Origin of the sequence: Pseudomonas sp. NBB (genome assembly GCF_032701105.1) — a bacterium.
Classification (GTDB): domain Bacteria; phylum Pseudomonadota; class Gammaproteobacteria; order Pseudomonadales; family Pseudomonadaceae; genus Aquipseudomonas; species Aquipseudomonas asiatica.
The window spans coordinates 937,376-961,501 of the sequence record NZ_CP103994.1 but is presented as its reverse complement, the minus strand read 5'-3'; the positions used below and the strand labels follow the sequence as shown (position 1 = coordinate 961,501).

Sequence of the window (24,126 nt, the reverse complement as noted above, 5' to 3'; positions counted from 1 at the left end):
CATGCGTGTGCTGATCATCGAAGACGAAGAAAAAACCGCCGACTACCTGCATCGCGGCCTCAGCGAACAGGGGTTTACCGTCGACCTGGCGCGGGACGGCATCGATGGCCTGCACCTGGCCCTGGAAGGTGACTACGCAGTGATCGTGCTGGATGTGATGCTGCCGGGCCTGGACGGTTATGGCGTGCTGCGCGCCCTGCGCGCGCGCAGGCAGACACCGGTCATCATGCTGACCGCCCGTGAACGGGTCGAAGACCGTATCCATGGCCTGCGCGAGGGTGCCGACGACTACTTGGGCAAGCCGTTTTCCTTCCTCGAACTGGTCGCCCGCCTGCAAGCCCTGACACGCCGTAGCAGCAACCATGAACCGCTGCAGGTGCAGGTGGGTGACCTGTGGATCGACCTGATGGCGCGCAAGGCCACGCGCGCCGGCCAACGCCTTGAGCTGACGGCCAAGGAGTTCTCGCTGCTCAGCGTGCTGGCCCGCCGGCAGGGCGAAATTCTGTCAAAGACAGCGATTGCAGAGCTGGTCTGGGACATCAATTTCGACAGCGACGCCAACGTCGTCGAAGTGGCGATCAAGCGCCTGCGCGCCAAGCTCGACGGGCCTTTCGACAACAAGTTGCTGCACACCATCCGAGGCATGGGCTATGTCCTGGAAAACCGTGCGGGGTAATTCCATCGCGCTGCGCCTGTCGGCGCTGTTCATCCTGGTGGCGCTGGGCGTGTTCCTGCTGATCGGTTCGGCGCTGTACCGCCAGGTAGACCGCAGCCTCGACCTGCTGCCGCAAGCCGAGCTGGACGCGCGCTTCAGTGTGCTCGAGTCCACCCTCAACCGCTTCGGCACACCGGAGCACTGGGTCAAGATCAACAACAAGCTCGACCTGCTAAGTGAAGAGGACAAGCGCATTCGCTTCTGGGTGGTCAGCAGCAACCCGGCCTACGAATACGGCCACCCCAGCGAGCTGGTCCGCGCCTTCGCCGAAGGCGCGCAGGGCATGCGCGACCTGCACCTGCCCGACCGGCCCTACCCTTACAAGGTGCTGGTCAGCGAACTGCCGGCCCTGGGCGAGCGGCCGCCGCTGCGCTTTCTGATCGGCATCGACACCGAAACATTCTGGCAGGCGCAGCACAGCCTGCTGGTGGCGATTGTCGGGCTGGCGGTGCTCGGCGTGCTACTGGCCTCGCTACTGGGCTACTGGGTGGCGCGTATCGGCCTGCGCCCGCTGCTGGCATTGTCCGTTGAGGCCCAGGCCCTGGCCCCTCCGCGCCTGGACGGGCGCCTGCAGACTCACGCCCTGGCCCCGGAACTGGCGCAGTTCGCCGGCGCCTTCAATGCTGCGCTCGACCGGGTAAGCCAGGCCTACTCGCGGCTGGAGGCGTTCAATGCCGACGTCGCCCACGAACTGCGCTCGCCGCTGACCAACCTGATCGGCCAGACCCAGGTTGCACTGACCCGAGGGCGCAGTGCCGAGCATTACTTCGAAGTGCTGCAATCGAACCTTGAGGAGCTGGAGCGCCTGCGCAGCATCATCAACGACATGCTGTTCCTGGCCAGTGCCGACCAGGGCAGCAAGGCCACTGCCCTGACCCAGGCCTCGCTGGCCCAGGAAGTGGCGACCACCCTCGACTACCTGGACTACATTCTCGAAGATGCACAAGTCAGCGTGAGTGTGAGCGGCGATGCCCAGGCGCCCATCGAAAAGGCCCAACTGCGCCGGGCGCTGATCAACCTGCTGAACAACGCCGTGCAGCACACCGCACCGCACCAGGTGATTGAGGTGCAGATCGCTGCCGGGCCGGAGCAGGTCAGTATCGCCGTGAGCAACCCGGGGCCGGCGATCGACGATGAGCACCTGCCGTTGTTGTTCGAACGCTTCTACCGGGTGGATGCGGCACGTAGCAATAGTGGTGGGGGTAACCATGGGTTGGGGTTGGCGATCGTCAAGGCGATTGCGCTGATGCATGGTGGGGAGGTGTTCGTGCGTAGTGCCGCTGGGGCCAATACCTTTGGTATCAGGCTGCCCACCCATGCCTGACAGGAGGCCACTCCCACAAAAGTAAAGACCGCGTAGGCCCTCTAGCATGCGGGTTTGCGGCGAAAGTCCAATTGCTTTTACTGCGATAGTTACCTTTTGCGCAACAGTGCTTATCGCTCTTCGCTCTGTTTCAAGTGCATTGAAAGGACTAACTTTACCCCCGTCCTCATTAGCACTTGCATCGCAAGAAGGTAGTTTCAAATGTCCAACAGTATGGGTATTGCCAGCGTCTTCGTCCTGTCTTCCCTGTTGTTGTCGCCCCTGGCCATGGCTGAAGAATCCAAGGCTTTCGTCACCCGTAATGCTGAGTTCGCCGCAGTCCACCAAGAGGCCCGCGAAGCCGTAGCCGCACAGCAGGTAGACACCGCAAAAGACGCTAAACAGACAGCTTCCAAGGACTCTGTCGATGCCAATGCCGACAGCTGATCAAGTGCTGTCGCTGCTCCCGTTTTCCCTTGGCTACACCATGGGCACTACCAGTGCCGATATGTTAGCCTTTTAAAGCCGCTGCCGATCAGCGGCTTTTTTTATGTGCTTCAACTATCAGCCAAGCTGTAACGTTCACCTATAAAAAAGACGCACATTCGAAAATAAAAACTGCCCCACCGCCAGACCCAAGGAGCTAGTACCGGTGCCTTCCGCGTTTCGTTTTACCCCGCTGTTCATTGCGTTGACTGCAACGATCCCTTTCGCCGCCCAGGCAGATGAAGACAAGGCTGATGGCTTCATCGAAGGCTCGTCCTTCAACCTGCATTTCCGTAATGCCTACTTCAACCGCGACAACCACAACGCCGGCGTGCGCGACACCCGCGAGTGGGGCCAAGGTGCGGTTGCACGTTTCGAGTCGGGCTACACCCCGGGTGTGGTCGGCTTTGGCCTGGACGCCCATGCCATGTTGGGCCTGAAGCTCGACGGGGGCGGCGGCCATGCTGGCACCAGCATCCTGCCGACCCACCAGAAGAACGAAGACGAACTGGGTGCTGCCCCGCACTCCTTCTCCACCGCCGGTGCCGCAGTCAAGCTCAAGGCGTTCGACACCGAGCTGAAAGCCGGTGACCTGTTCCTCACCAACCCGGTGATCGCTGGCGGCGAAACCCGCATGCTGCCGCAGACCTTCCGTGGTGTGAGCCTGACCAACACCAGCATCGACGGCCTGCTGCTCGAAGGCGGCCAGGTGAGCTTCACCAAGCCGTACAACCAGAGCGGCCACCGCCGCATCGACACCTACTACGGTTCGCTGGGCGAGCATGACAAAAGCAAGCACCTGAACTGGGCCGGCGCGTCGTGGAGTGGCACCCCGAACATCACTGCCAACCTGTATGCGGCCGAACTGAAGGACATCTGGAACCAGTACTACGCCGATTTCGACTACACCTATGTGGTCAACGACCTGGTCAGCCTGAACCCGGGCGTGCACTTCTATCACACCCAGGACACCGGCCAGGCACTGCTGGGCAAGATCGACAACAACACCTATAGCGTGCATTTCACCCTCAATGCCGGGTTCCACAGCGTCACGGCCGCCTATCAGCGGGTCAATGGCAACACGCCGTTCGACTACATCAACCTGGGCGACAGCGTCTACCTGGACAACTCGCGCATGTACTCGGACTTCAACGCACCGAACGAGCGCTCGTGGAAACTGCAGTACAACTATGACTTCGCTGGTGTGGGCATCCCTGGCCTGAGTACGGTGCTGTCGTACTCGCGCGGTGAAGCCGACCTGACCAAGGCCACCCAGGACACCACCCACTACGACTACTACCGTGCCGATGGCAAGAACGCCATGCACTGGGAACGCGACGTGGACATGAAGTACGTGTTCCAGGAAGGAGACCTCAAGGACCTGTCGGTGCTGGTGCGCTATGCCACCCACCGCGGCAGCCAGGGTTATGCGTCGATCGACAGCAACAGCGACAATGATGAACTGCGGGTGATCGTGGATTACCCGTTGAACGTGTTCTGATCCAGACCCGGGTGCGAGGGCTTCGCCCTCGTTTCGCCGGCAAGCCAGCTCCCACCTTGACCGCATTGACCTCAAGCCTTGTGCGGTACTTGTGGGAGCTGGCTTGCCGGCGATGGGCTGCGCAGCAGCCCCTGCGTGATTCCGTCGGACAAATCTTGTCCGACAATCCCCGCTTCCCTAGAATGTCGCCGCCGCGAATGGCCCTGCCCACGCAGTAGCGAGCATGACCACCCGATTACCGCGTTTCGCACACTACAGGTCGCACCCCGAGCTGATCCTCAATCTGGGCAGTTGCCTTGCCGTGCTCGCCATCGTGGCCATCGTCAGCTACCTGCTGGCGCGGGAGCGCGACAATATCGAGCTGTCGGCGATCCGCTCGTCCAACAATATTGTCCAGCTGATCGAAAGCGACATCCTGCGCAACGTCGAACTCTACGACCAGTCGCTGCAGGGCCTGATCTGGGCGGTCGGGCGCAAGGAGCTGCCGGAAATACCCGGCCCGGTGCGCCAACGCCTGCTATTCAATGAAGCCTTCGTCGACCGCAAGCGCGGTGACGTGCTATGGCTGGACAAGCAAGGCAACGTGGTGGGCGATTCCACCAGTAGCGTGCCACGCAAGGCCAACTTCAGCGGTACAGGGGTATTCCAGGCCCATCTGCACAACGCCAACCTCGGTCTGCTGGTCGGCCCGCCGTTCAAGGCCAGGCTCGGCGACCTGGACTGGTGCATCAGTTTCAGCCGGCGCATTTCCGGGCCCAATGGCGAGTTCGTCGGCCTGGCCGCGGGGGCACTGCGCCTGTCGTACTTCAGTGACCTGTTTCAGCGCCTGGACATCGGCGACGATAGCAGCATCAACCTGCTCAACACAGACGGCCAACTGTTGGCCCGCCAGCCCAGCCGCGCGCAAGACCCGGCGATTGGCAGCAATTATGCCGAACGGCCCAATTTCAAACGCATTCTCAGCGAGCAGAACGGCAGCTTTACCGCACGCTCCAGCCGCAACGGCACCCCGCGCATGTACACCTTTGCCCGGGTCGCTCAGTTGCCGTTGATCGTGCTGGTCGTGCGTTCGGCCGATGAAGTTTTCGAGTCGTGGCGCCGCACTGCGATCGTGGTCGGCGTCGCCACAGGGGTACTGTGTGTGGGTATCCTCTGGCTGACCCTGCTGCTGGGCCGCGAGTTGCGCCGCCGGCAAGAAGCCGAACAGGGTCTGGCCAACCTGGCCGCCACCGACAGCCTGACCGGCTTGCCCAACCGCCGCCACCTGGACCAGGTACTCCGTCAGGAATGGGCCCGCGCCCAGCGCAATCGCAAGTCATTGGCAGTGCTGATGGTGGATGTGGACCACTTCAAGGCATTCAACCAGCGCCACGGCCACGCCGGTGGCGACCATGCCTTGCGCGAAGTGGCCAGGACCATCGAGGCGTGCATCCGCCGCCCGGCCGATCTGGCGGCGCGCTATGGCGGTGAAGAATTCCAGGTGGTGTTGCCGGAAACTGACCTGGCCGGTGCGCAACTGCTGGCGGAGCGCATCCGCGCCAGCGTCGAGGCGCTGGCACCATTTGCCGACGATGCCCACTCTGTCACGGTGAGCATCGGCATCGGCCTGTCAGGCACCCAGCACGACCTGGCGGGGGTGCTGGGTGCTGCGGACGAAGCGCTCTACCGAGCCAAGGCCAAGGGCCGCAACCGGGTAGAGGGGCCTGCGGACTAGCTGCGGGCGCGCGCGGCGTTGCGCAAGGCCCTGACCTGATCATGGTTACGCTGCACACCTTGCAGCTGTTTTTCCACCAAGGTGTAGGTCTGGTCGCTGGCGGTGCGGCCCAGCTTGACCAGTTTCTCGCGAGCTTCCTTGTAGGCCTTGAGGGCATGGTCCTCGCCCCGCTCCACCTCGTTCAGCACCGCTTCCTCATCCTTGCCGGTGACCATCGCCTTGAGGTTTACCCAACCCCGATGCAGGTCACCGCTGATGCTGGTAGAGGTTTCCGGGTCGCCCCCCAGGCGACGCACCTCGCTCTGCAGTTCGCCGGCCGCATTGGCGCACTCACCGGCACGCTGAACGAAGAACGCTTTAAGTTCGGGGTTCTTCACATCATCGGCAGAGGCCTTGAAACCTTTCTCACCATCCTTGCTGTACTCGATCAGGTCGTTGAGCACGTCGATCACGTCTTTGTTGGGATTGCTCATGGCACAAACTCCTTGGCAGGTGATAGTCATCTGTATGGGAGCAGCGTTCGTGCCAAGCGAGGATTATCTACAAATTCCTTAACAATCAATAAGATAGAAACACAAGGTCTGAGTTTGATCACGGCGTTCTGCATGATTGCCGCTTGGGCCTTCGTGCAGATTGCAGTATGGTCGGCGCTTTTCAACAGCCAGGTGCGCCGATGATGAAGCCGGAAACCCTCGAACTGCTGGTCACCCGCACCATGCCGTTTGGCAAGTACCAGGGACGAATCATTGCCGACCTGCCAGGGGATTACCTGGCCTGGTTTGCGCGCAAGGGTTTCCCGTCGGGGGAATTGGGTGGCTTGCTGGCGCTGATGCACGAGATCGATCACAACGGGCTGGGCGATCTGCTTGTGCCGTTGCGGCAGAAGCACGGGCGTTGACCTGTTCCGGCCTCTTCGCGGGTGAACCCGCTCCCACAGAGACCGCGCCGGACCTGATGCCTGTGCAGTCCTGTGGGAGCGGGTTCACCCGCGAAGAGGCCAGTAAGGCCCGCTAAAATCTCTAACCCTTCACCGGCGCTACCGCCAACTCCACCCGCTCACTCTTCTTGATCACCGCATACACCACCGCCGTCAGCAGGCTGCCCGCCACGATCGCCAACAAGTACAGCAGCGCATGGTTGATCGCATTGGGGATCAGCAGCACGAACAGGCCGCCATGCGGCGCCATCAGCTTGCAGCCGAAGTACATCGACAATGCCCCGGTCAATGCCCCACCGGCCACGCTGGCCGGGATTACCCGCAGCGGGTCCTTGGCGGCAAACGGGATCGCCCCTTCGGAGATGAAGCACAGCCCCAGCGCCAACGCCGCCTTGCCCGCTTCACGCTCGCTCTGGGCAAACTTGCGTCGGGCCAGGAAGCTGGCGATACCCAGGCCAATCGGCGGCACCATGCCGGCGGCCATGGTCGCCGCCATCGGTGCATAGCTCGATGAAGCCAACAGCCCCACCGAGAAGGCATAGGCGGCCTTGTTGATCGGCCCTCCCAGGTCGACGCACATCATGCCGCCCAGCAACAGACCCAACAGGATGGCATTGGTGGTGCCCATGCTGTCGAGAAATTGCGTGAGCCCTTCCAGCATCGCCGCCACTGGCTGGCCAACCACGTAGATCATCACCAGGCCGGTGAACAGGCTGGCCAGCAGCGGGATGATCAGGATCGGCTTCAGTGCCTCCAGGCTGCTGGGCAAGCGCGCCCAGCGGGCAATGGCCTTGGCGCTGTAGCCAGCGAGGAAGCCGGCGACGATACCCCCGATGAAACCGGCGCCCAGAGTGCTGGCCAGCAGGCCGCCGATCATGCCGGGCGCCAGCCCCGGGCGGTCGGCGATGGACCAGGCGATGTAACCCGCCAGCAGCGGCACCATCAACTTGAACGCAGCCTCGCCGCCGATCTGCATCAACGCCGCCGGCAAGGTGCCCGCTTCTTTGTAAGCCTCGATACCGAATACGAACGACAGGGCAATCAGCAGGCCGCCAGCCACCACCATCGGCAGCATGAACGACACGCCGGTGAGCAGGTGCTTGTATACCCCGCTCTTCTCGCCCTTGGCTGGCGTGCTCGCCGCTGCGGCATCGCCGCTGTTTTCCACCTTGGCATCAGCCAGGGCCTTGTCGAGGGTCGCGCGGGCTTGCTTGAGGGCGATACCGGTGCCGCAACGGTAAATGCGCTTGCCAGCGAAACGCGCGGTGGGCACTTCGATGTCGGCGGCCAGCAGCACTACATCCGCTGCAGCGATGGCTTCGGCAGACAAGGGGTTGCGCGCACCGACCGAGCCCTGGGTCTCGACGGTGAGCTCGTAGCCCAGTTGCTGCGCAGCCTGCTGCAAGGCTTCCGCGGCCATGAATGTATGCGCGACGCCAGTCGGGCAAGCCGTGACGGCGACGATGCGTGCGCCAGCGCTGCCAGTTTCAGCCGGAAGGCCTGGCACCGTGGCCAGCAGATGGGCGCTGGAAGCCGCCTCATCGAGGAAGCCTTCGCGGTCGGCCAAAGCCTGGGATGGCGTGCTCTGGTACACGCGCTTGCCGACGAAACGCTCCAGGTCCACCGGGCCGGTGCTGACCACCAGCACCCAGTCGGCCTCGGCGATCTGCGTGGCGCTCAGTTGCCGCTCGGGGTGGCCGGCATCCTGCACTTCGACGCTGGTACTCCAGCCCCGCCGCTGGGCTGCGGCGGACAGCAAGCGCGCGCTCAGCACGCTCGACACCTGGCCGTTGGGGCAGGCAGTGACAATGGCAATATTCATCGGCAACCCTCTTTTTGTTCTGTCAGTTGCACGGCAGCTTCCAGACGCGCCAGTTGCTCGCGGTCACGGATGCCGAAACCAACCTGGGTAACAGCCTGTGCAGCGATGGCGGTGGCACGGGTCAAGGTCTGCGCCGGGGCTTCGCCCTGCAGCAGGCCGTGGACCATGCCGGCCACCAGCGAATCACCTGCACCCACTGTGCTGGCAACCTGCACCTTGGGCGGGCAAGCATGTACGGCACGGCCGCGGGTGAACCAGCTGACGCCCTGCTCTCCCGCCGACACCACCACGTGTTCGACGCCACTGGCCAGCAGGCGCTCGGCAGCAGCGCGCTGCTGCGCCGGGTTATCCACAGCCAGGCCGAGCACCTCGCCCAACTCTTCGGTATTGGGCTTGACCAGCCAGGGCGAGCTCTGCAGGCCGGCACGCAGGGCTTCACCGCTGCTGTCCAGAGCCACCTTCAGGCCTTGCGTCTTGAGCTGTTCGAGCAACTGTCGGAACCAGTCGGCGCTGATCCCACGCGGCAGGCTACCAGCCACCACCACCGCATCGTGGCCCGGGGCAACCTGCGCCAGGCAGCGCAGCAATGCACTGCGCGCCGCTTCGTCGACTTCCGGGCCTTGGCCGTTGATGTCGGTGACACGGCCATCGGCTTCGACCAGCTTGATATTACTGCGGGTTTCGCCCGGCACGCGGACAAAGCAGTCGACGAAGCCGCGCCAGTCGATCAGCGCCTCGAAAGGCTGCAGGTTGTCACGCCCGAGGAAGCCGCCAACAGTGACGGTGTGGCCCAGGTCGGCCAGTACCTGGGCAACGTTCAGCCCCTTGCCTGCGGCGTGGCTGTGCTGCTCCTGGCTGCGATTGACCTGCCCTGGGCGCAGGGTACCCAGGCCGATGGTGATATCCAGCGCAGGGTTCAGGGTGAGGGTGAGGATCTTGGCCATTCAGTAACGCTCCACCAGCGCGCGAACCGCTGCGGCGCTGTCCTGTTGCAGGGCCTCGCGCGCCAGGGCGCGGGCCGTCTGGTGATCGGCCTGGCGAACCAGGGCCTTGACTTCGGCAATGCTGCGCGCGGCGACGCTGAGTTCGTCCACGTCCAGGCCCAGCAGCACGGGCACAGCCTGCGGGTCGGCCGCCAGCTCGCCGCACACGCCCACCCACTTGCCATGGGCATGGGCGGCGCGCACGGTCATGTCGATCAGGCTGAGCACCGCCGGGTGCAGGCCGTCGGCCTGGGCCGAGAGGCTGGGGTGACCACGGTCGATGGCCAAGGTGTACTGGGTCAGGTCGTTGGTGCCGATGCTGAAAAAGTCCACTTCGCGCGCCAGTTGTGGTGCCAACAGCGCTGCCGAGGGCACTTCGACCATGATACCCAGTTGCAGGTCGGCTACCGGGATCTCGGCGCGCAGGCGCTCGACCATGGCGCGCGCCTCGCGCCATTCATGCACCTGCCCGACCATCGGGAACATGATGCGCAGCGGGCGCTGGTCGGCAGCGCGCAGCAGGGCGCGCAACTGGTCTTCCATCACCTGCGGGCGCTGCAGGGTAAGGCGTACGCCGCGCACACCGAGGAACGGGTTTTCCTCGGCAGCGATCGGCCAGTACGGCAGCGGCTTGTCGCCACCGACATCGAGGGTGCGCACCACCAGCGGGCGCCCGTCGAGGCCATCGAGCACACGACGGTACTCGGCTTCCTGGGTCGCCACGTCCGGGGCCTGGGTGTGGGCCATGAAAATCAACTCGGTGCGCAGCAGGCCAACGCCTTCGGCGCCCTGCTCCACTACCTTGGCGATGCCGTTGCTCTCGCCGATGTTGGCAAACACCTCGACAGCGTGACCATCGCGAGTGACCGCCGGCTCGAAGCGGTTGGCCCAGGCGGCCTGCAAGCGTTGCTCGCGCAGGTCGCGCTCGGCCAGGGCCTTTTGCAGTTCATCCGCCGGCGGCGCCACGCTGACCACGCCACGCTGGCCATCGAGCAGCAACGGCGTGCCGCTGTCCAACAGCAGTATCGACGCCCCCGCGCCCACCACCGCCGGAATGCCCAAGGCACGGGCGACGATGGCACTGTGGGCGGTGGCGCCACCCTGGGCGGTGACGATACCGGCGACGCGGCTCGGGTCCAGCCGGGCGACATCGGACGGGCCGACTTCGGTCATTACCAGCACGTAGGGTTGCTCGGGTTCAGCCTGGGCCTGCACGCCACACAACTGCGCCAGCACGCGGCGGCCGATGTCACGCAGGTCGGCAGCACGTTCGGCGAGCAAGGCATCGTGCAGCGACTCCTGTTGACGCGCCGCCGCCTCGATCACTGCCATCCATGCTGCCTCGGCGCTTTCGCCCTGGCCCAGGCGCTGCTCGACATCGTCGCTCAGGGCCGGGTCTGCGAGCATTTCCTGATGGGTGACGAAGATTTCGCCAATGGCCTTGTCGCTGCGCTGGACCAAAGCCTGCAGCTCGCCATTCACGGTCGCCACAGCTTCACGCAGCCTCTGCCGCTCCTGGGCGCAGGACTCACCGCGCAGGGGGTAGTCGAACTCACGCTCGACACACACATGGGCCGGGCCACTGGCAATGCCGGGCGCAGCACCCACGCCGTGGATACGGCTACCGGCCGCGGGCGCTTGCAGCACTTCGGCCGCTGCGCCAGCTACAACCTCAGCACTCTGCGGCAGTGGCTCCACCTCTTCACCCAGGCCTTGTTCGATGGCGGCCAGCAGCACCGGCAAGGCATCGGGGGCGATGCCGGGCTCAGCCACCAGCTCCAGTGTCTGGCCACGTCGGGCGCCGAGACTGAGCAGCTTGCTCAGGCTCTTTACGGACACCGCCGGCTGCGCGCTATCCGCCAGCCGCACACGGATTTCCCCCTCGAAACCTTTGGCCAGTTGCGCCAATACCTTTGCCGGGCGGGCATGCAAACCGTGCGGGTTGGCCAGCACCACGCGCGCACTGGGCCAGTCTGTCGGCGCCTCACCGCCTAGTACCTCCAGCACCGCGCGGCTGCTGGTGGCCTGGTAGAGCATCTGCCCGCGGCCTTCGATCAGCACTTCGCACAGGCGTTCGAGCAAGGCCTGGTGGGCTGCACCGAGGCTGGCCAGGCAGAACAGGCCGTTGAGCGGTTGGTCGCGGTAACGCAGCGGCTGCTGCGGGGTGATGAAGGCCAGCCCCGGCTGGCGCACCTGGCGCTCGCTGTGCAGCCACCACAGGCCCTCGCCCAGCGGCAGCGGTTCGGCCTGCTGCAGGACGGCGGCAAAACCGCTATCGACGCAGTCGGCACGCTGTAACAGACGGGCGCCGCGCCAGGCCAGCTCATCGAAGTCTTCGGCCGGCAGGTTCAGGCCGACCAACTGCGCATCCAGCGCCAGTTCCTGAGGCGCGCCCTGCAACAGCTTCAGCAACGCCTCCGCGGAACCGGCGCGGCGCAGAGCTTCGGCCAGGTCGGTCTCGCCCAGGGCGCGGGTCAGCAGTTGCAACAGGCGCAGGTGCTCATCGGAACGGGCGGCGATGCCGATAGCCAGATAGACCATCTGGCCATCGCCCCAGTCCACGCCCTCGGGAAACTGCAACAGGCGCACGCCGGTGGCGTACACCAGGTCACGGGTCTGCGGCGTGCCATGGGGGATGGCAATGCCCTGCCCAAGGAAGGTAGAGCCTTGTGCCTCTCGGGCCTGCAGCCCTTGCAGGTATCCCTCGGCGACCAGGCCGTCATCGACCAGCCGGTCGGCCAGCAGGCGCAATGCCTCGGCCTTGTCGGCGGCCTTCTGGCCCATGGCTATCTGCTCCTTGGCGAGCTCGAGCATGACCTTCTCCTTTTGCAGTTCCCGGTCGGGTACTGGAGTATTGTTGTGGAATTCACATGAACGGCCAGTTCAACAGCCTTGCACCGATGGCAGCCGAGGCAGAAAATTCGGCAGCTGAAACGATTAATCTGACCAGGCGGCCACGTTACTCGATAATCTGCCGATGAAAAAGCCCCATCCTGTCGGACAATTGCGACAATGGTCGTCTGCGCGTGGCGCCCTCGCCGGGTCAAACTACCCGGTCAGGGCTCACAGCCAGCCCCGGTAATAACAAGGAAAATTCGGTGAAACTCAGCGATATCGCCCGTCTGGCCGGTGTGTCCGTGACCACTGCCAGCTACGTCATCAATGGCAAGGCCGAACAGCAGCGCATCAGCAACAGCACTGTCGAGCGGGTACGCGCGGTGGTCGAGGCCCACGGCTTCACCCCCAACCCGCAGGCCGCTGGCCTGCGCAGCCGGCATACCCGCACTCTGGGCTTCATTCTCCCGGATCTGGAGAACCCCAGCTACGCCCGCATCGCCAAGCAGCTCGAACAAGGTGCCCGCGCCCGTGGCTACCAGTTGCTGATTGCCAGCAGCGACGACCAGCCCGACAGCGAGCGCCAGTTGCAACAGCTGTTTCGCGCCCGCCGTTGCGATGCACTGTTCGTCGCCAGCTGCCTGCCGCCAGAAGACGACAGCTACCGCGAGCTGCAGGACAAAGGCCTGCCGGTAATCGCCATCGACCGCCGCCTGGACCCTGCGCACTTCTGCTCGGTGATCAGTGACGACCGCGACGCCAGCCGCCAGCTGGCCGCCAGCTTGCTGAGCGTCGCCCCGCGCAGCATCGCCTTGATCGGCGCCCGCCCCGAGCTGTCGGTCAGTCAGGCACGTGCCGGTGGCTTCGACGAAGCCCTGCAAGGCTATGCCGGCGAGGTTCGCCGCTATCAGGGCGAAGCGTTCAGCCGAGAGTGCGGCCAGCGCCTGATGCAGCAACTGATCGATGACCTTGGCGGCCTGCCGGATGCCCTGGTGACAACCTCCTACGTGCTGCTGCAAGGGGTGTTCGACACCCTGCAGGCGCGCACTGCCGACTCACGCCAGCTGCAGCTGGGTACCTTTGGCGACAACCAGTTGCTCGACTTCCTGCCGCTGCCAGTCAATGCCATGGCCCAGCAGCATGGCTTGATTGCCGCCACCGCGCTGGAACTGGCACTGGCCGCGATCGAGGACAAACGCTACGAACCTGGCGTGCATGCCGTCGGTCGAACGTTCAAGCAACGCATTACAGCGGCCTGAACATGCGCCTGATCGACACCCACACCCACCTGGACTTCCCCGACTTCGACGCCGACCGCCAACAACTGCTGGCCAACGCGGTGTCGCGCGGGGTGGAGAGGATGGTGGTGCTGGGGGTGTACCAGGCGAATTTCCAGCGGGTGTGGGACCTCGCCTGTGCCGACCAGCGCCTGTTCGCCGCGCTCGGCCTGCACCCGATCTACCTTGACCAGCATCGCCCGGAGCACCTGGCGCAGCTGCGCGAGTGGCTGCAGCGCTTGCACGGCGACCCACGGCTTTGTGCCGTGGGCGAGTTTGGCCTGGATTATTACCTCGAAGACCTGGACAAGGCCCGCCAGCAGAAGCTGTTCGAAGCGCAACTACAGATGGCCTGCGACTTCGAACTGCCCGCACTGCTGCACGTGCGCCGCAGCCATGCCCAGGTGATCGCCACGCTCAAGCGCTACAAGCCGGCGCGGGCGGGGGTGATTCATGCGTTTGCCGGCAGTTACGAAGAGGCCCGCGAGTACATCAAGCTGGGCTTCCGGCTTGGGCTTGGCGGTGCGGGTACCTGGCCGCAGGCCCTACGGCTGCGCAAGACCCTGGCGCGGTTGCCGCTGGACAGCGTGGTGCTGGAGACCGATGCGCCGGACATGGCGCCGGTTATGTTCCCCGGGGTAAGGAACAGCCCGGAGCACCTGCCGGAAATTGCCGGGGTGCTGGCGCAGGTGATGGGGGTGGATGTCGCGGAACTGGCTCAAGCCAGCACCCGCAATGCTTGCGAGTTGTTTGGCTGGTAGCTGAAGTGCTGGCACCTGCGTGGGCCTCTTCGCGGGCTTGCCCGCTCCCACAGGGACCGCGCAAATCTTGAGACCGGCGCAGTACCTGTGGGAGCGGGCAAGCCCGCGAAGAAGCCAGCGTGTCAGTTCAGACAAGCACCGTCCACAGCGCAAACCCGGCATACCACAGCACCGCACAGCGCAGCAGCAGCTCCCACAGGCTGTCCAGCCGTCCCAGCCCGCGCTGGCTGTCTTCTTCTTCGGGAATGTCATCGGCAATGCGCCCGACCCTGGCAACCAGGTGGGCGGCGCTGATGTGCCAGTTGAGCACCTCGTGCAGCATCACCCGGGTAACCGCGAGAAAATTGCCGACCAGGGCGAAACTCAAGGCCAGCACCCGCACCGGCAGCCAGTCCATGATATGCCTGAGCTGCTCGGCACGGGCCTTCAACGTCGGTTGCTTGCTGTGTTCGCCACACAGAGCCAGCAAGCGATAGGCCAGGGCTGCACCCGGGCCCAGCACGAAGTACCAGAAGATCACCGCGAAAAAGCCTTGGTACACCTGCCACAGCAGGTTGCCCTGCACCTGCACCAACAGGCTTTGCGGCTCGTCGGCCGCCAGCCCCAGGTCGCGCTCGGCCACGTGCAGCGCGGCCTGGTCGTCACCGCGCCGCCAGGCATCACGGAACGGCCCCATCGATGCCTTGGCATCGCCGCGGCCCAGGCTGTAGATCAGCACCAGCAGGTGCACCGGCAACGCCAGCAAGCCATACGCCACCGGGTCCAGAACATGCAGCAGCAAAACCAGCAGCGCTACCGGTGCCAACACCAGAATGGCCAGCGTCCACCATGGGTGCACCTTGCCGCTGCGCTCCAGGCGCACCAGTTCGCCGAGGAAGAACCCATCTCGCTGCACCTGATGGCGCAGGGCCGAGAACTTCTCGACCCAAAGCGCCAGCAACAACACCAGAAAACTCATGCCTTGTCCTCGTTTTGCTGCAGCGCCTCTCGGTAGCGCGGCCAGTCGAAGGCCGGGCCGGGGTCGGTCTTGCGCTGCGGGGCAATGTCGCTATGGCCCTGGATGCGGTCCAGCCCGATGGCCGGCCAGGCACCGCGGATGTGCCGGGTAAGTTGCTCCAGCACCGTGTACTGGGCATCGGTATAAGCCAGGTCGTCGGTGCCTTCCAGTTCGATGCCGATGGAGAAATCGTTACAGCCTTCACGCCCGTCGAAGCACGACACCCCGGCGTGCCAGGCACGGTCGAGCAACGACACGAACTGGGTCACCGCACCGTCACGCTCGACGAACAGGTGCGCCGATACGGTCAGGTGGTTGATGCTGGCGAAGTACGAGTGCTCATTGGGGTCCAGGCGGTTCTGGAAGAATTGCTGGACCTTGCCGGTACCGAAGCAGGCCGGCGGCAGGCTGATGTTGTGAATAACCAGCAGGGAAATCGATTCGCCTTCGGGGCGAGCATTGAAGTTCGGCGAGGGGCAGTGGGTGATTCCGATTCCGTGGAACCAGCCAGTGGCACGGTCCAATTGCATGGGGCAGATCCTGAGAGCGCCGTGAACAGGTCAACAGTATGCCCTGCGGCCAACGGCGTTTGCATGTGAATCATTGTAATGCTGTGGGAGCGGGCGTGCCCGCGAACACCGGCGCAGCCGATGCCATCCACCGCGGCGCTTGTTTCGCGGGCACGCCCGCTCCCACAGAGATCGTGCCAGCTTGCAGATAATGCGCAAGACAGTTGTGCCTACCGCCGCAGCCCGTCGAGCACCGCCTCAAGCGCGCGCTCGAACAAAAGCCCGTCATCCAGCACCCGCACCTCACCTCGATGCAGTGCCCGGGCCAGGCTGGCCCCGTTCCATTCGCGTACTTTCATACCGGTGCGGTTGGCGAACACCAGCCGGTCGCTACTGTCGACGCGCGCCACCAGTTTGCAGCGCAGCGGTTCGTCCTCGTCCAGCACTTCTACCCAGGTACCGATACGCAGGCGCTGCACGTGGCGCAGCGCCACAGCCTGCCCGTCGGCAAACTGCGACGGAGCACAAGCGGGTTCCTCGGCAATCGCCAGGACGATATCCTCGGCCACCAGCACTTCGCTCAAGGGCTGGCCCTCAGCGCCGGGCTGCATCGCGGTACCCGCGCAGGCACGCAGGTGCAGCTGTTCCAGTTGCAGGAAGAATTCGCGGGTCGCTGCCGAGTCCAGGGCCACGCTGGCCAGGCCATCGCGCAGTGCCTTGAGCAGGCCCGGTACCTGCTGCAGCAAGGCATGCGGCTCATGCGGCGGAGTGATGCTGGCCAGCAGTGTGTCCATCGTCTGCAAGGCATCCCGCCAGGCCTGGGATGCTTCACCTTGCTTGAGCCAGGCCAGCAGCAGTACCTGGCTCCAGGCTTGCACCAGCATCTGTACCACCACCTGCGGCAATAACCGGCCGCGCAGCCGTTGGTTGAGTGCATGCTGCACCTGCTGCCTGGCCTGCAGTGTTCGGGCACGCCCTTCTTCGGCGTCGCGGGTGCGTTGTTCGAGCAGCTCGTTGCGCCGCCGCTCGTCCTGGTTAAAAGCGAGAAAGTCTTCGAGAAGTTCGGCGAACAGGCTGGTATCTTCAGCAAAATCATTGAGAAGGCGCTGGACGATACGCTCCACCCGCAGGTGCAGGCTGTCACGCATACCGTCGCCGCCGCATTCCCAGCCGATTGCCGCGCCAGCGATCTCGTTGAGCAGCCGGCGGGCCGGGTGGCTGGCACGACTGAGCAGCCCCTTGTCCAACAGGGCCACTTTAAGCAGCGGAATGTGCAAACGCCCGATCAGCGCACGCAGGCTGGCCGGCAAGTTGTCGTCGTCCTGGATGAACGCGAACAGCAGGCCAACCAGGTTGATCATGTCCTCGTCGGCAACATCGATACGCCGGCGTGTGCCGCTGCGCACGCTGACCCGCAACAGCAATTGTTCAAGCTGTTGGCCAAGTTCGAAATCGTCGGCCTCGTGGGTAGCGGGCACATAGTGCTGCAAATGCGAAAGCAGGCGCAGCAGGTCGGCGGTGCTGATTGGCTGGGCGGCGGCCACCGCCTGCAAACGAGGCGCGAACTTTCCACGCACCGGGGCCAGCAGTGTTTGCAACGAGGCAAAGAAAGCCTGCCCTGCCGCGTCCGAGCCCACCTCGTGACCCAGGTTCGCCGGCCCACGACCTGCGCTCATGCGCCGGTCTTCGGCACGCCGACGTGGTGCCGACGGCAACTCAGGCAGTACACCGGCGGCGGCCAGCAACTGGTTGGCTTCACCATAGATCACGTCGGCATCGCGCAACACATAGCGCTCGAACAGTTTGAGCAGGACCAGCTTGACCCGCAGGCCAACCCCCAGGTTGCGGCCAGCGTCGAGGAAGTAGCCGCACAGCGCTGCGGGCCCCAGCGGGTTGTGCTGCTCGTGCAGGGGGCGGTCGAGCAGTACCTGCAAGCGCAGGCCCAGTTGCTGCAGGGCAATACCGTCGCGTGACAGCACACGCGCGACCATGCCTTCTATCGCGCCAGCCCGTTCCACGTGGGCCTTGCTGCGCAGGTTGCCCGGCTCGACCATGTGCGCCAGCAGGTCAACCTGGCCGATACGGGCAAAGGCATCATAGAACGTGTCGAGAAAACCGCGCTCGATACTCTTGCGCTTCAGGCGCAGGTCGCGCATGGCCTCAAAATACAGGTTCTGGTCACTGCGGTCCAAGGCCTTGTCGGCCATCTCGAAAAGGGTGTCGTCAGCATTGTCGAACAAGCCCTGCAGGCCCTGACGCAACTGCAAGGCGGCCTTGTCGCGCACCTGCAGGAGCAATACCGGAAGGCAAGGCAGAGGCGTACGCCCGCCTCGATCGATGGCTGCCGCCAAGGGCACCACCTTGCCTTCTTTTTGCATCCTGTACTCCTTGCAGGGTGTCTCGCCCGAAGGGGCTGAAGATCGTCAAAGTCATGACGCCAAATACTGGTCACCATTATCGGTAAAAATCCACACAGCTGCCAGCGCCGTTTCACTAGCTGGCTAATGACCCTGATTTACCCCGCCTGCTCACACCGGCCGACCAAAGGTCATCGCCGAGGCGACTGTACACACCGGCCCCCTGCCCTATAATCGCCGGCATCTAGCTTGTGGAGCCGACCATGCCGAACCTACGCCTTGCCGACCTGACCGCTGAAATCGAAGCCAATGTGCGCCGTGCGCTGTTGGAGGACATCGGCAGTGGCGATATCACCGCGCAGTTGATCCCGGCCGAGCGCCTGGCCAAGGCGACCATCATTACCCGCGAAGACTGCGTGATCGCCGGCACCGCCTGGGTCGATGCCGTGTTCCGCCAACTCGACCCACGCGTGGCCGTGCACTGGCAGGTGGCCGATGGCGAGCGCGCCACGGCCAACCAGCCGCTGTTCCATCTGGAGGGCCCCGCGCGTTCGCTGCTCAGTGGTGAGCGCAGTGCATTGAACTTCCTGCAGATGCTGTCGGGTGTCGCCACTCGTGCGCGCTTCCTTGCCGACCTGGTGGAAGGCACCCAGGTACGCCTGCTGGACACCCGCAAGACCCTGCCGGGCCTGCGCCTGGCGCAGAAGTATGCAGTGACCTGCGGCGGTTGCGACAACCACCGCATCGGCCTGTACGACGCCTTCCTGATCAAGGAAAACCACATCGCAGCCAGCGGCGGCGTGGCCGCGGCCGTGGCGGCGGCGCACCGCATTGCGCCGGGCAAGCCGGTGGAAATCGAAGTGGAAAGCCTGGATGAGCTGCGCCAGGCACTGGCCGCTGGTGCCGACATCATCATGCTCGACGAGCTGACTCTGGAAGAGATGCGCGAAGCAGTGCGCATTACTGCGGGCAAGGCCAAGCTGGAAGCCAGTGGCGGGGTCAACGAGACGACCTTGCGGGTGATTGCCGAGACTGGGGTGGACTACATCTCGATTGGTGCCATGACCAAGGATGTGAAGGCAGTGGACCTGTCGATGCGGTTGAGCTTGTAAGCTGATTGCAGGCATGAAAAAACCGGCCTCAGGGCCGGTTTTTTAATTGGTGGCGCTCTCGGATCAGAACGAAGCGTTGGCCAGCCCATCCAGGTAACGCTCGACATCCAACGCGGCCATGCAGCCGGCACCGGCCGAGGTAATGGCCTGGCGATAAACGTGGTCGGCCACGTCACCGGCGGCGAACACGCCCTCGATGTTGGTGGCGGTGGCATTGCCCTCACGGCCGCCGTTGACCACCAGGTAGCCGTCCTTGAGGGTCAGCTGGCCTTCGAACAGCGAGGTGTTCGGGGTGTGGCCAATGGCGATGAACACGCCGTCGACCTTGATTTCGTCGCTGCTGCCATCGTTGTTCTTCAGGCGCGCACCAGTCACGCCCATGTTGTCACCCAGCACTTCGTCCAGGGTGGCGTTGAGCTTGAGCTCGATCTTGCCTTCGGCCACACGGGCGTGCAGCTTGTCGACCAGGATCTTCTCGGCGCGGAAGGTATCGCGACGGTGTACCAGAGTCACCTTGCTGGCGATGTTGGCCAGGTACAGCGCCTCTTCCACGGCAGTGTTGCCGCCACCCACCACGGCGACCGGCTTGTTGCGGTAGAAGAAGCCGTCGCAGGTGGCACAGGCCGAAACACCCTTGCCCATGAAGGTTTCTTCCGACGGCAGGCCCAGGTAGCGGGCGCTGGCGCCAGTGGCGATGATCAGCGCGTCACAGGTGTACTTGCCGCTGTCACCCTGCAGGGTGAAGGGTTTGTTGGCCAGGTCGACGGCGTTGATGTGGTCGAAGACGATTTCGGTTTCGAAACGCTCGGCGTGTTCCTGCATGCGCTGCATCAGCGCAGGGCCGGTCAGGCCGTGGGGGTCGCCCGGCCAGTTGTCGACTTCGGTGGTGGTGGTCAGCTGGCCACCGGCCTGCATACCGGTGATCAGCAGCGGCTTGAGGTTGGCACGGGCGGCATACACCGCGGCGCTGTAACCGGCAGGGCCGGAACCGAGAATGATGACGCGCGAATGACGTACTTCAGACATGTCGAACTCCTGTCGAGCGGGCCGCAGGGCCGGCATCGGTGTACCGGCTGCGCCTGCCTGGAAATTAAAAAGGACCCACGCAGCACTTGGGGAAGGCTACAACGCGCAGGCCCATAAAGCGGAAAGTGAGCGCACTGTAGCGAGGTCGCAAAGATTAAGGAAATATCCTTCGACAATCCACCTCATAGCCATCGTCTATTCAGCGATTTGATCGATAGCCAAGCCCTGCTGCTTTTGTTACAGCCCGTTTCCCGCCCGCTGCCCGCCTTTCGTCGGCGCGGCAAACTCGGTAAGGTCAGCGCGTTTTCCTTCTCTGCGGAGTCTCTCGATGCAAGCCCCTGTACTCTCTGGCCCCCAGTACCTGCGCGAAGGCCTGAAACTGGTGCTGAGCCCCAATCTGCGGTTGTTCGTGCTGCTGCCGCTGGCGGTCAACCTGCTGCTGTTTGGCGGCCTGATCTACTTCGCCGGCCACCAGTTCAGCCTGTGGGTGGACGCCCTGATGCCAAGCTTGCCGAGCTGGCTGAGCTTTCTCACCTACATCCTCTGGCCGCTGTTCGTCGCCCTGGTGGTGCTGATGGTGTTCTTCACCTTCACCCTGGTGGCCAACATCATCGCCGCGCCGTTCAATGGCTTTCTGGCGGAAAAGGTCGAGGTTGTGGTGCGTGGCGAGGACAATTTCCCCGCGTTCAGCTGGGGCGAGCTGGTGGCCATGGTGCCACGTACCTTCGGCCGTGAAATGCGCAAGCTGGGCTACTTCCTGCCGCGGGCCATCGGCCTGTTCATCCTGTCGCTGATCCCGGTGGTCAACGTGGTGGCGGCGCCGCTTTGGCTGATCTTCGGGGTATGGATGATGGCTATCCAGTACATCGACTACCCGGCGGACAACAACAAGATGAGCTGGCAGGACATGCTCGCCTGGCTGCGGCAGAAGCGCTGGCAATCGCTGGGCTTTGGCGGCATCACCTATCTGGCGTTGATGGTGCCGGTGGTGAACGTGCTGATGATGCCGGCGGCGGTGGCCGGGGCTACGTTGTTCTGGGTGCGGGAACGGAACTGAAGGGGCGAGGGGCTGCAGGGCAGCCCCTTTTTGCGGGCTGCATTTTCAAAAGTCGGAGAAACTGTAGGGCTCGAGGGTGGCAATCTGAGAAAGCAGTATTAGATGCTCCACTGCCTTAACCTTCTCAAGGTTAGCAAGGTCGCTTGAGCCGCCGAACGCCAGGGCTGGAACGAACCCATACATTTCATCATGCTTTAGCATGCCCAGTTTTTTCTTTGCTGGCTCGAACATTCCATCAAAGTCAACAGACGCCTTCTCTTTCCCAAGGAAGAAACCTTGCACTTCACTGTCCATATCCGCCGCCGTCAACTCATATTCACTTCCCCTATATCGTGAAATATGAGCCAAAATCTTTACTGAGAAACCCGTTTGCTCTCCAAAGAGATACAGGTCACCAAATGCACCGCGAGCGATCAGGTGGTATCTATCCCGCCTCTCCAATATTGTGCCTTCGATAAGCGAGGCAGTTACCTCTTCATATTCCTGGGGATTGACAGTCCAAAATATCCCGTCACCATATCCGCACCAACCGTGCTCACTCCAATACTCTAACAATTTGCTCGGCAAGATCCCTCTGTATCGATCCAGACTTGAGGGAGGAACCTCCTGTCGAAAAAACGGCTCACCAACTTGCTCTACAAACAGGGAAAAAATCTCATCCACGGCGAAACCCTCAAGCGACTAGCATTTATGCAGTTTTACGTTTAACAGGCCTGACCCCACACCCGATCTTGAAGCTTTCTCGGCAGCAGCTTTCAAACCATAAACTCTGCTTTTCCATTGCGGGCCTATGCTCGAGTTAACTTGCCTGTCGCCAAAGTCAGAAATAGTATCCCGTCCACCGGCGATCAAGTCAGGATTATGCAAAGCTGCGAGAGATGACATGGTTTCCTTTGCTTGCTTCACCGAGAGCTTTCTAGCTTCAATGGCACTCATAGTTTTCATCAGATCCCTCTGAATCCTCTCCTGCAACTTATCATAAAGTTCCTTTCTCGCTATTTTTGCAATGCGCGGATCTCGCTTGGCCGGATTAGCGATATTTTCGAGAAACTCTTCAACCGTAAGCCGGTTTAGCCCATCCTGCTGTCCCTTCAACTGCCGTTCAAACTCGCCATGCTTGGATACTGGCAATTTGTCTGCCTTGAAGCACGCCACGGTATGCAACGGCATGCTACCGGGCTTCCCTGTCGAGGGCTCCTTGTCTTTCCCTGCCGGCCGATCAGGCTGCATCGGTTGCGGCTCACCCACCGCCCCCTTGCGCCGCTCCGGCACCTGCAGATCCGGCCGTTTCTTCAACCCTTCTTCATGCTTGAGCATCCATTGCCCCAGCCGCGCACCTTTGCGGCTGGCCGCCATCTCCTGGGCCAGCACCCGGGCATCGCCGCGGCCGCGGGTGAGGTACGACACGATCGCCCCCAACAACAGCAGCACGACCTCCACATGGCCTTGGGCAATCTGATGCGTGGCCCGGGATATCGCATAGGGGTCGTCCCGGCAGAACGGGCCCGTGCCTTCATTGCCGCAGGTGCCTTCCCAGGCGAAGCGAATGCCGTCGACGTAGTACTCGCCGATACGCGGCAAGCCCTCGATGAAGAACTCGGCGATGGAGGCCAGCCCCAGCGCGCCGAGGAACCAGCCACTGACCTTGAGGCCCATGGCCGCGCCCGCGCCGGCGAACGGAATGGTTCCGGCGCCGCCGGCGAATGCGCCAACCCCCGCGCCAAGCAGGCCACCGGTAATGGTGCTGCCGGCGACGATCATCGCCATCTGCCGCACGACCATCAGCAGTTCGTCGACGATGCTGTTGATGTCGAGGTCGGCGAAGCGCTGGCGCAGCATGTGCGCCGCCTGCCATTCGGCGTGGTAGAAGGCTGTGCGGACGGCTTCGATCCGGCGCAGGTTGAGGCCTAGCGAGGCGACCTCTTCATTGAGGCTGGTGCGGAACTGGCCACCGCTTTGGTAGCCCACCAGGGCGATGACACGTGACTCGATCTCGTGCCAGGAGGGCACGAGGTAATCCAGGTACATGAGGTGTCTCCCTGACAGCGTGTGCAGGGGGAAATCCCATCATGGATTCGGATCGGAGGTTTCTTAGCCAGTTGTAGGAAAATGCGACTTCTTTTACGGCAGGTTCAGCGAAGTTGAGCTGTTCAGCCGGCACCATGGACAAGGTTGGGGATCTTTGTCGTGCCTGAGATCGAGCCCCATCTGGGCGGGGGCTCGACTGCATATGCGCTAAAAACCTCAGGCCATATCAAAGACTCAACTGGCTGGAAAACTGCCCCACCACATCCACCACCCGCTTCGCACCATCCTGAATCTCGACGATCACGCTCCCTGTCTCGTCCGCCAGTGCCAGGCCCTGCTCGGCCTGGCGCTTGCTGGTGTCGATGATCGCCACTGCCGCTTGGGCCAGTTGCTCGTTCTGCTGTACCACGCGGGCGATTTCCTCGGTGGCGGTGCTGGTGCGCGAGGCCAGTTGGCGCACTTCATCGGCAACCACGGCAAACCCACGTCCCTGTTCGCCAGCGCGGGCCGCTTCGATGGCCGCGTTCAGCGCCAGCAGGTTGGTCTGCCCGGCAATGTCGCTGATGGTCTTGATGATCGAGCCGATCACCCGCGACTGGGTATCCAGTGCCTGGATACCCTCTGCCGCCTCTTGCATCGACGCTTCCAGCCCGCGCATCACGCTGACGCTCTGGGTTACCACATCGGTGGCCTTGCGGGCACTGGC

The 24,126-nt window shown here is 63.4% G+C and carries 20 protein-coding genes and 1 pseudogene; 10 read left to right on the top strand and 11 right to left on the bottom strand.

Annotation, left to right across the window (positions count from 1 at the left end):
• Position 1 precedes the first annotated feature (1 nt).
• From NY023_RS04395 to NY023_RS04375, 5 genes are all read left to right on the top strand, one after another.
• Positions 2-676 (top strand): heavy metal response regulator transcription factor, encoded by a 675-nt coding sequence (locus NY023_RS04395; protein WP_013970970.1) that lies wholly within the window; start codon positions 2-4, stop codon positions 674-676.
• The gene (locus NY023_RS04390) at positions 651-2,039 is read left to right on the top strand and encodes a heavy metal sensor histidine kinase (RefSeq protein ID WP_013970969.1); all 1,389 of its coding nucleotides are present in this window, start codon (positions 651-653) and stop codon (positions 2,037-2,039) included. The genes NY023_RS04395 and NY023_RS04390 overlap by 26 nt, the downstream gene beginning before the upstream one ends.
• Positions 2,040-2,240: 201 nt before the next feature.
• The gene (locus NY023_RS04385) at positions 2,241-2,465 is read left to right on the top strand and encodes a hypothetical protein (RefSeq protein WP_044046897.1); all 225 of its coding nucleotides are present in this window, start codon (positions 2,241-2,243) and stop codon (positions 2,463-2,465) included.
• A 205-nt stretch (positions 2,466-2,670) separates the two neighbouring features.
• A complete protein-coding gene (locus NY023_RS04380; protein WP_013970967.1) occupies positions 2,671-4,005 on the top strand; it encodes an OprD family porin in 1,335 nt (444 codons plus the stop codon).
• A 223-nt stretch (positions 4,006-4,228) separates the two neighbouring features.
• On the top strand, positions 4,229-5,719 hold the full coding sequence (locus NY023_RS04375; RefSeq protein ID WP_013970966.1) for a sensor domain-containing diguanylate cyclase: 1,491 nt from the start codon (positions 4,229-4,231) through the stop codon (positions 5,717-5,719).
• Here NY023_RS04375 and NY023_RS04370 read toward each other — a convergent pair.
• Positions 5,716-6,192 carry a ferritin-like domain-containing protein gene (locus tag NY023_RS04370; protein WP_013970965.1) on the bottom strand — a complete coding sequence of 159 codons (477 nt, stop codon included), beginning with the start codon at positions 6,190-6,192 and terminating at the stop codon, positions 5,716-5,718. The two genes, NY023_RS04375 and NY023_RS04370, sit on opposite strands and share 4 nt — an antisense overlap.
• Positions 6,193-6,395: 203 nt before the next feature.
• Here NY023_RS04370 and NY023_RS04365 point away from each other — a divergent pair, with 203 nt between their 5' ends.
• Complete coding sequence (locus tag NY023_RS04365) at positions 6,396-6,617, top strand: DUF3820 family protein (RefSeq protein ID WP_024086284.1); 222 nt, start codon at positions 6,396-6,398, stop codon at positions 6,615-6,617.
• A 121-nt stretch (positions 6,618-6,738) separates the two neighbouring features.
• Here NY023_RS04365 and NY023_RS04360 read toward each other — a convergent pair whose 3' ends face one another.
• The 3 genes from NY023_RS04360 to ptsP are packed head-to-tail and all read right to left on the bottom strand — an operon-like array spanning position 6,739 to position 12,275.
• Positions 6,739-8,478 carry a PTS fructose-like transporter subunit IIB gene (locus tag NY023_RS04360; protein ID WP_013970963.1) on the bottom strand — a complete coding sequence of 580 codons (1,740 nt, stop codon included), beginning with the start codon at positions 8,476-8,478 and terminating at the stop codon, positions 6,739-6,741.
• Positions 8,475-9,422 carry a 1-phosphofructokinase gene (gene pfkB, locus NY023_RS04355; protein ID WP_013970962.1) on the bottom strand — a complete coding sequence of 316 codons (948 nt, stop codon included), beginning with the start codon at positions 9,420-9,422 and terminating at the stop codon, positions 8,475-8,477. Before pfkB ends, NY023_RS04360 begins: the two co-directional genes overlap by 4 nt.
• On the bottom strand, positions 9,423-12,275 hold the full coding sequence (gene ptsP, locus NY023_RS04350) for a phosphoenolpyruvate--protein phosphotransferase (RefSeq protein WP_013970961.1): 2,853 nt from the start codon (positions 12,273-12,275) through the stop codon (positions 9,423-9,425).
• A gap of 284 nt (positions 12,276-12,559) precedes the next feature.
• Between ptsP and cra the strand changes: the two genes are divergently transcribed.
• Both cra and NY023_RS04340 read left to right on the top strand, forming a co-directional pair.
• Positions 12,560-13,555, top strand: coding sequence for a catabolite repressor/activator (gene cra, locus NY023_RS04345; RefSeq protein WP_013970960.1), 996 nt, complete (start codon positions 12,560-12,562; stop codon positions 13,553-13,555).
• 2 nt (positions 13,556-13,557) lie between these two features.
• The gene (locus NY023_RS04340; RefSeq protein ID WP_013970959.1) at positions 13,558-14,334 is read left to right on the top strand and encodes a TatD family hydrolase; all 777 of its coding nucleotides are present in this window, start codon (positions 13,558-13,560) and stop codon (positions 14,332-14,334) included.
• Between the two features lie 127 nt (positions 14,335-14,461).
• Here the strand turns inward: NY023_RS04340 and ampE are convergent, their stop codons facing one another.
• The 3 genes from ampE to NY023_RS04325 all read right to left on the bottom strand — a co-directional run bounded on the left by ampE (position 14,462) and on the right by NY023_RS04325 (position 18,218).
• Positions 14,462-15,292 carry a regulatory signaling modulator protein AmpE gene (gene ampE / locus NY023_RS04335; protein ID WP_013970958.1) on the bottom strand — a complete coding sequence of 277 codons (831 nt, stop codon included), beginning with the start codon at positions 15,290-15,292 and terminating at the stop codon, positions 14,462-14,464.
• Positions 15,289-15,861, bottom strand: coding sequence for a 1,6-anhydro-N-acetylmuramyl-L-alanine amidase AmpD (gene ampD / locus NY023_RS04330; protein WP_023662425.1), 573 nt, complete (start codon positions 15,859-15,861; stop codon positions 15,289-15,291). The genes ampE and ampD overlap by 4 nt, the downstream gene beginning before the upstream one ends.
• Positions 15,862-16,070: 209 nt before the next feature.
• Positions 16,071-18,218, bottom strand: a complete 2,148-nt coding sequence (locus NY023_RS04325) for a DUF1631 domain-containing protein (RefSeq protein ID WP_013970956.1) — start codon at positions 18,216-18,218, stop codon at positions 16,071-16,073.
• Between the two features lie 242 nt (positions 18,219-18,460).
• Between NY023_RS04325 and nadC the strand changes: the two genes are divergently transcribed.
• Entirely contained in the window at positions 18,461-19,309 is an 849-nt protein-coding gene (nadC, locus tag NY023_RS04320) for a carboxylating nicotinate-nucleotide diphosphorylase (protein ID WP_004376060.1), read from the top strand.
• A 63-nt stretch (positions 19,310-19,372) separates the two neighbouring features.
• Here nadC and trxB read toward each other — a convergent pair whose 3' ends face one another.
• Positions 19,373-20,335: a thioredoxin-disulfide reductase gene (gene trxB, locus NY023_RS04315; protein WP_015268972.1), complete on the bottom strand. Its 963-nt coding sequence runs from the start codon at positions 20,333-20,335 to the stop codon at positions 19,373-19,375.
• Positions 20,336-20,663: 328 nt separating this feature from the next.
• Between trxB and cysZ the strand changes: the two genes are divergently transcribed.
• Positions 20,664-21,392, top strand: coding sequence for a sulfate transporter CysZ (gene cysZ, locus NY023_RS04310; protein ID WP_004376058.1), 729 nt, complete (start codon positions 20,664-20,666; stop codon positions 21,390-21,392).
• A gap of 45 nt (positions 21,393-21,437) precedes the next feature.
• Here the strand turns inward: cysZ and NY023_RS04305 are convergent, their stop codons facing one another.
• The 3 genes and pseudogenes from NY023_RS04305 to NY023_RS27680 all read right to left on the bottom strand — a co-directional run.
• Entirely contained in the window at positions 21,438-22,055 is a 618-nt protein-coding gene (locus tag NY023_RS04305) for a GAD-like domain-containing protein (RefSeq protein WP_024086276.1), read from the bottom strand.
• 18 nt (positions 22,056-22,073) lie between these two features.
• Positions 22,074-23,420, bottom strand: a complete 1,347-nt coding sequence (locus NY023_RS04300) for a DUF6861 domain-containing protein (protein ID WP_013970952.1) — start codon at positions 23,418-23,420, stop codon at positions 22,074-22,076.
• 226 nt (positions 23,421-23,646) lie between these two features.
• Positions 23,647-24,006 (bottom strand): annotated as a pseudogene (locus tag NY023_RS27680) (methyl-accepting chemotaxis protein); the annotation flags it as partial.
• Positions 24,007-24,126 lie beyond the last annotated feature (120 nt).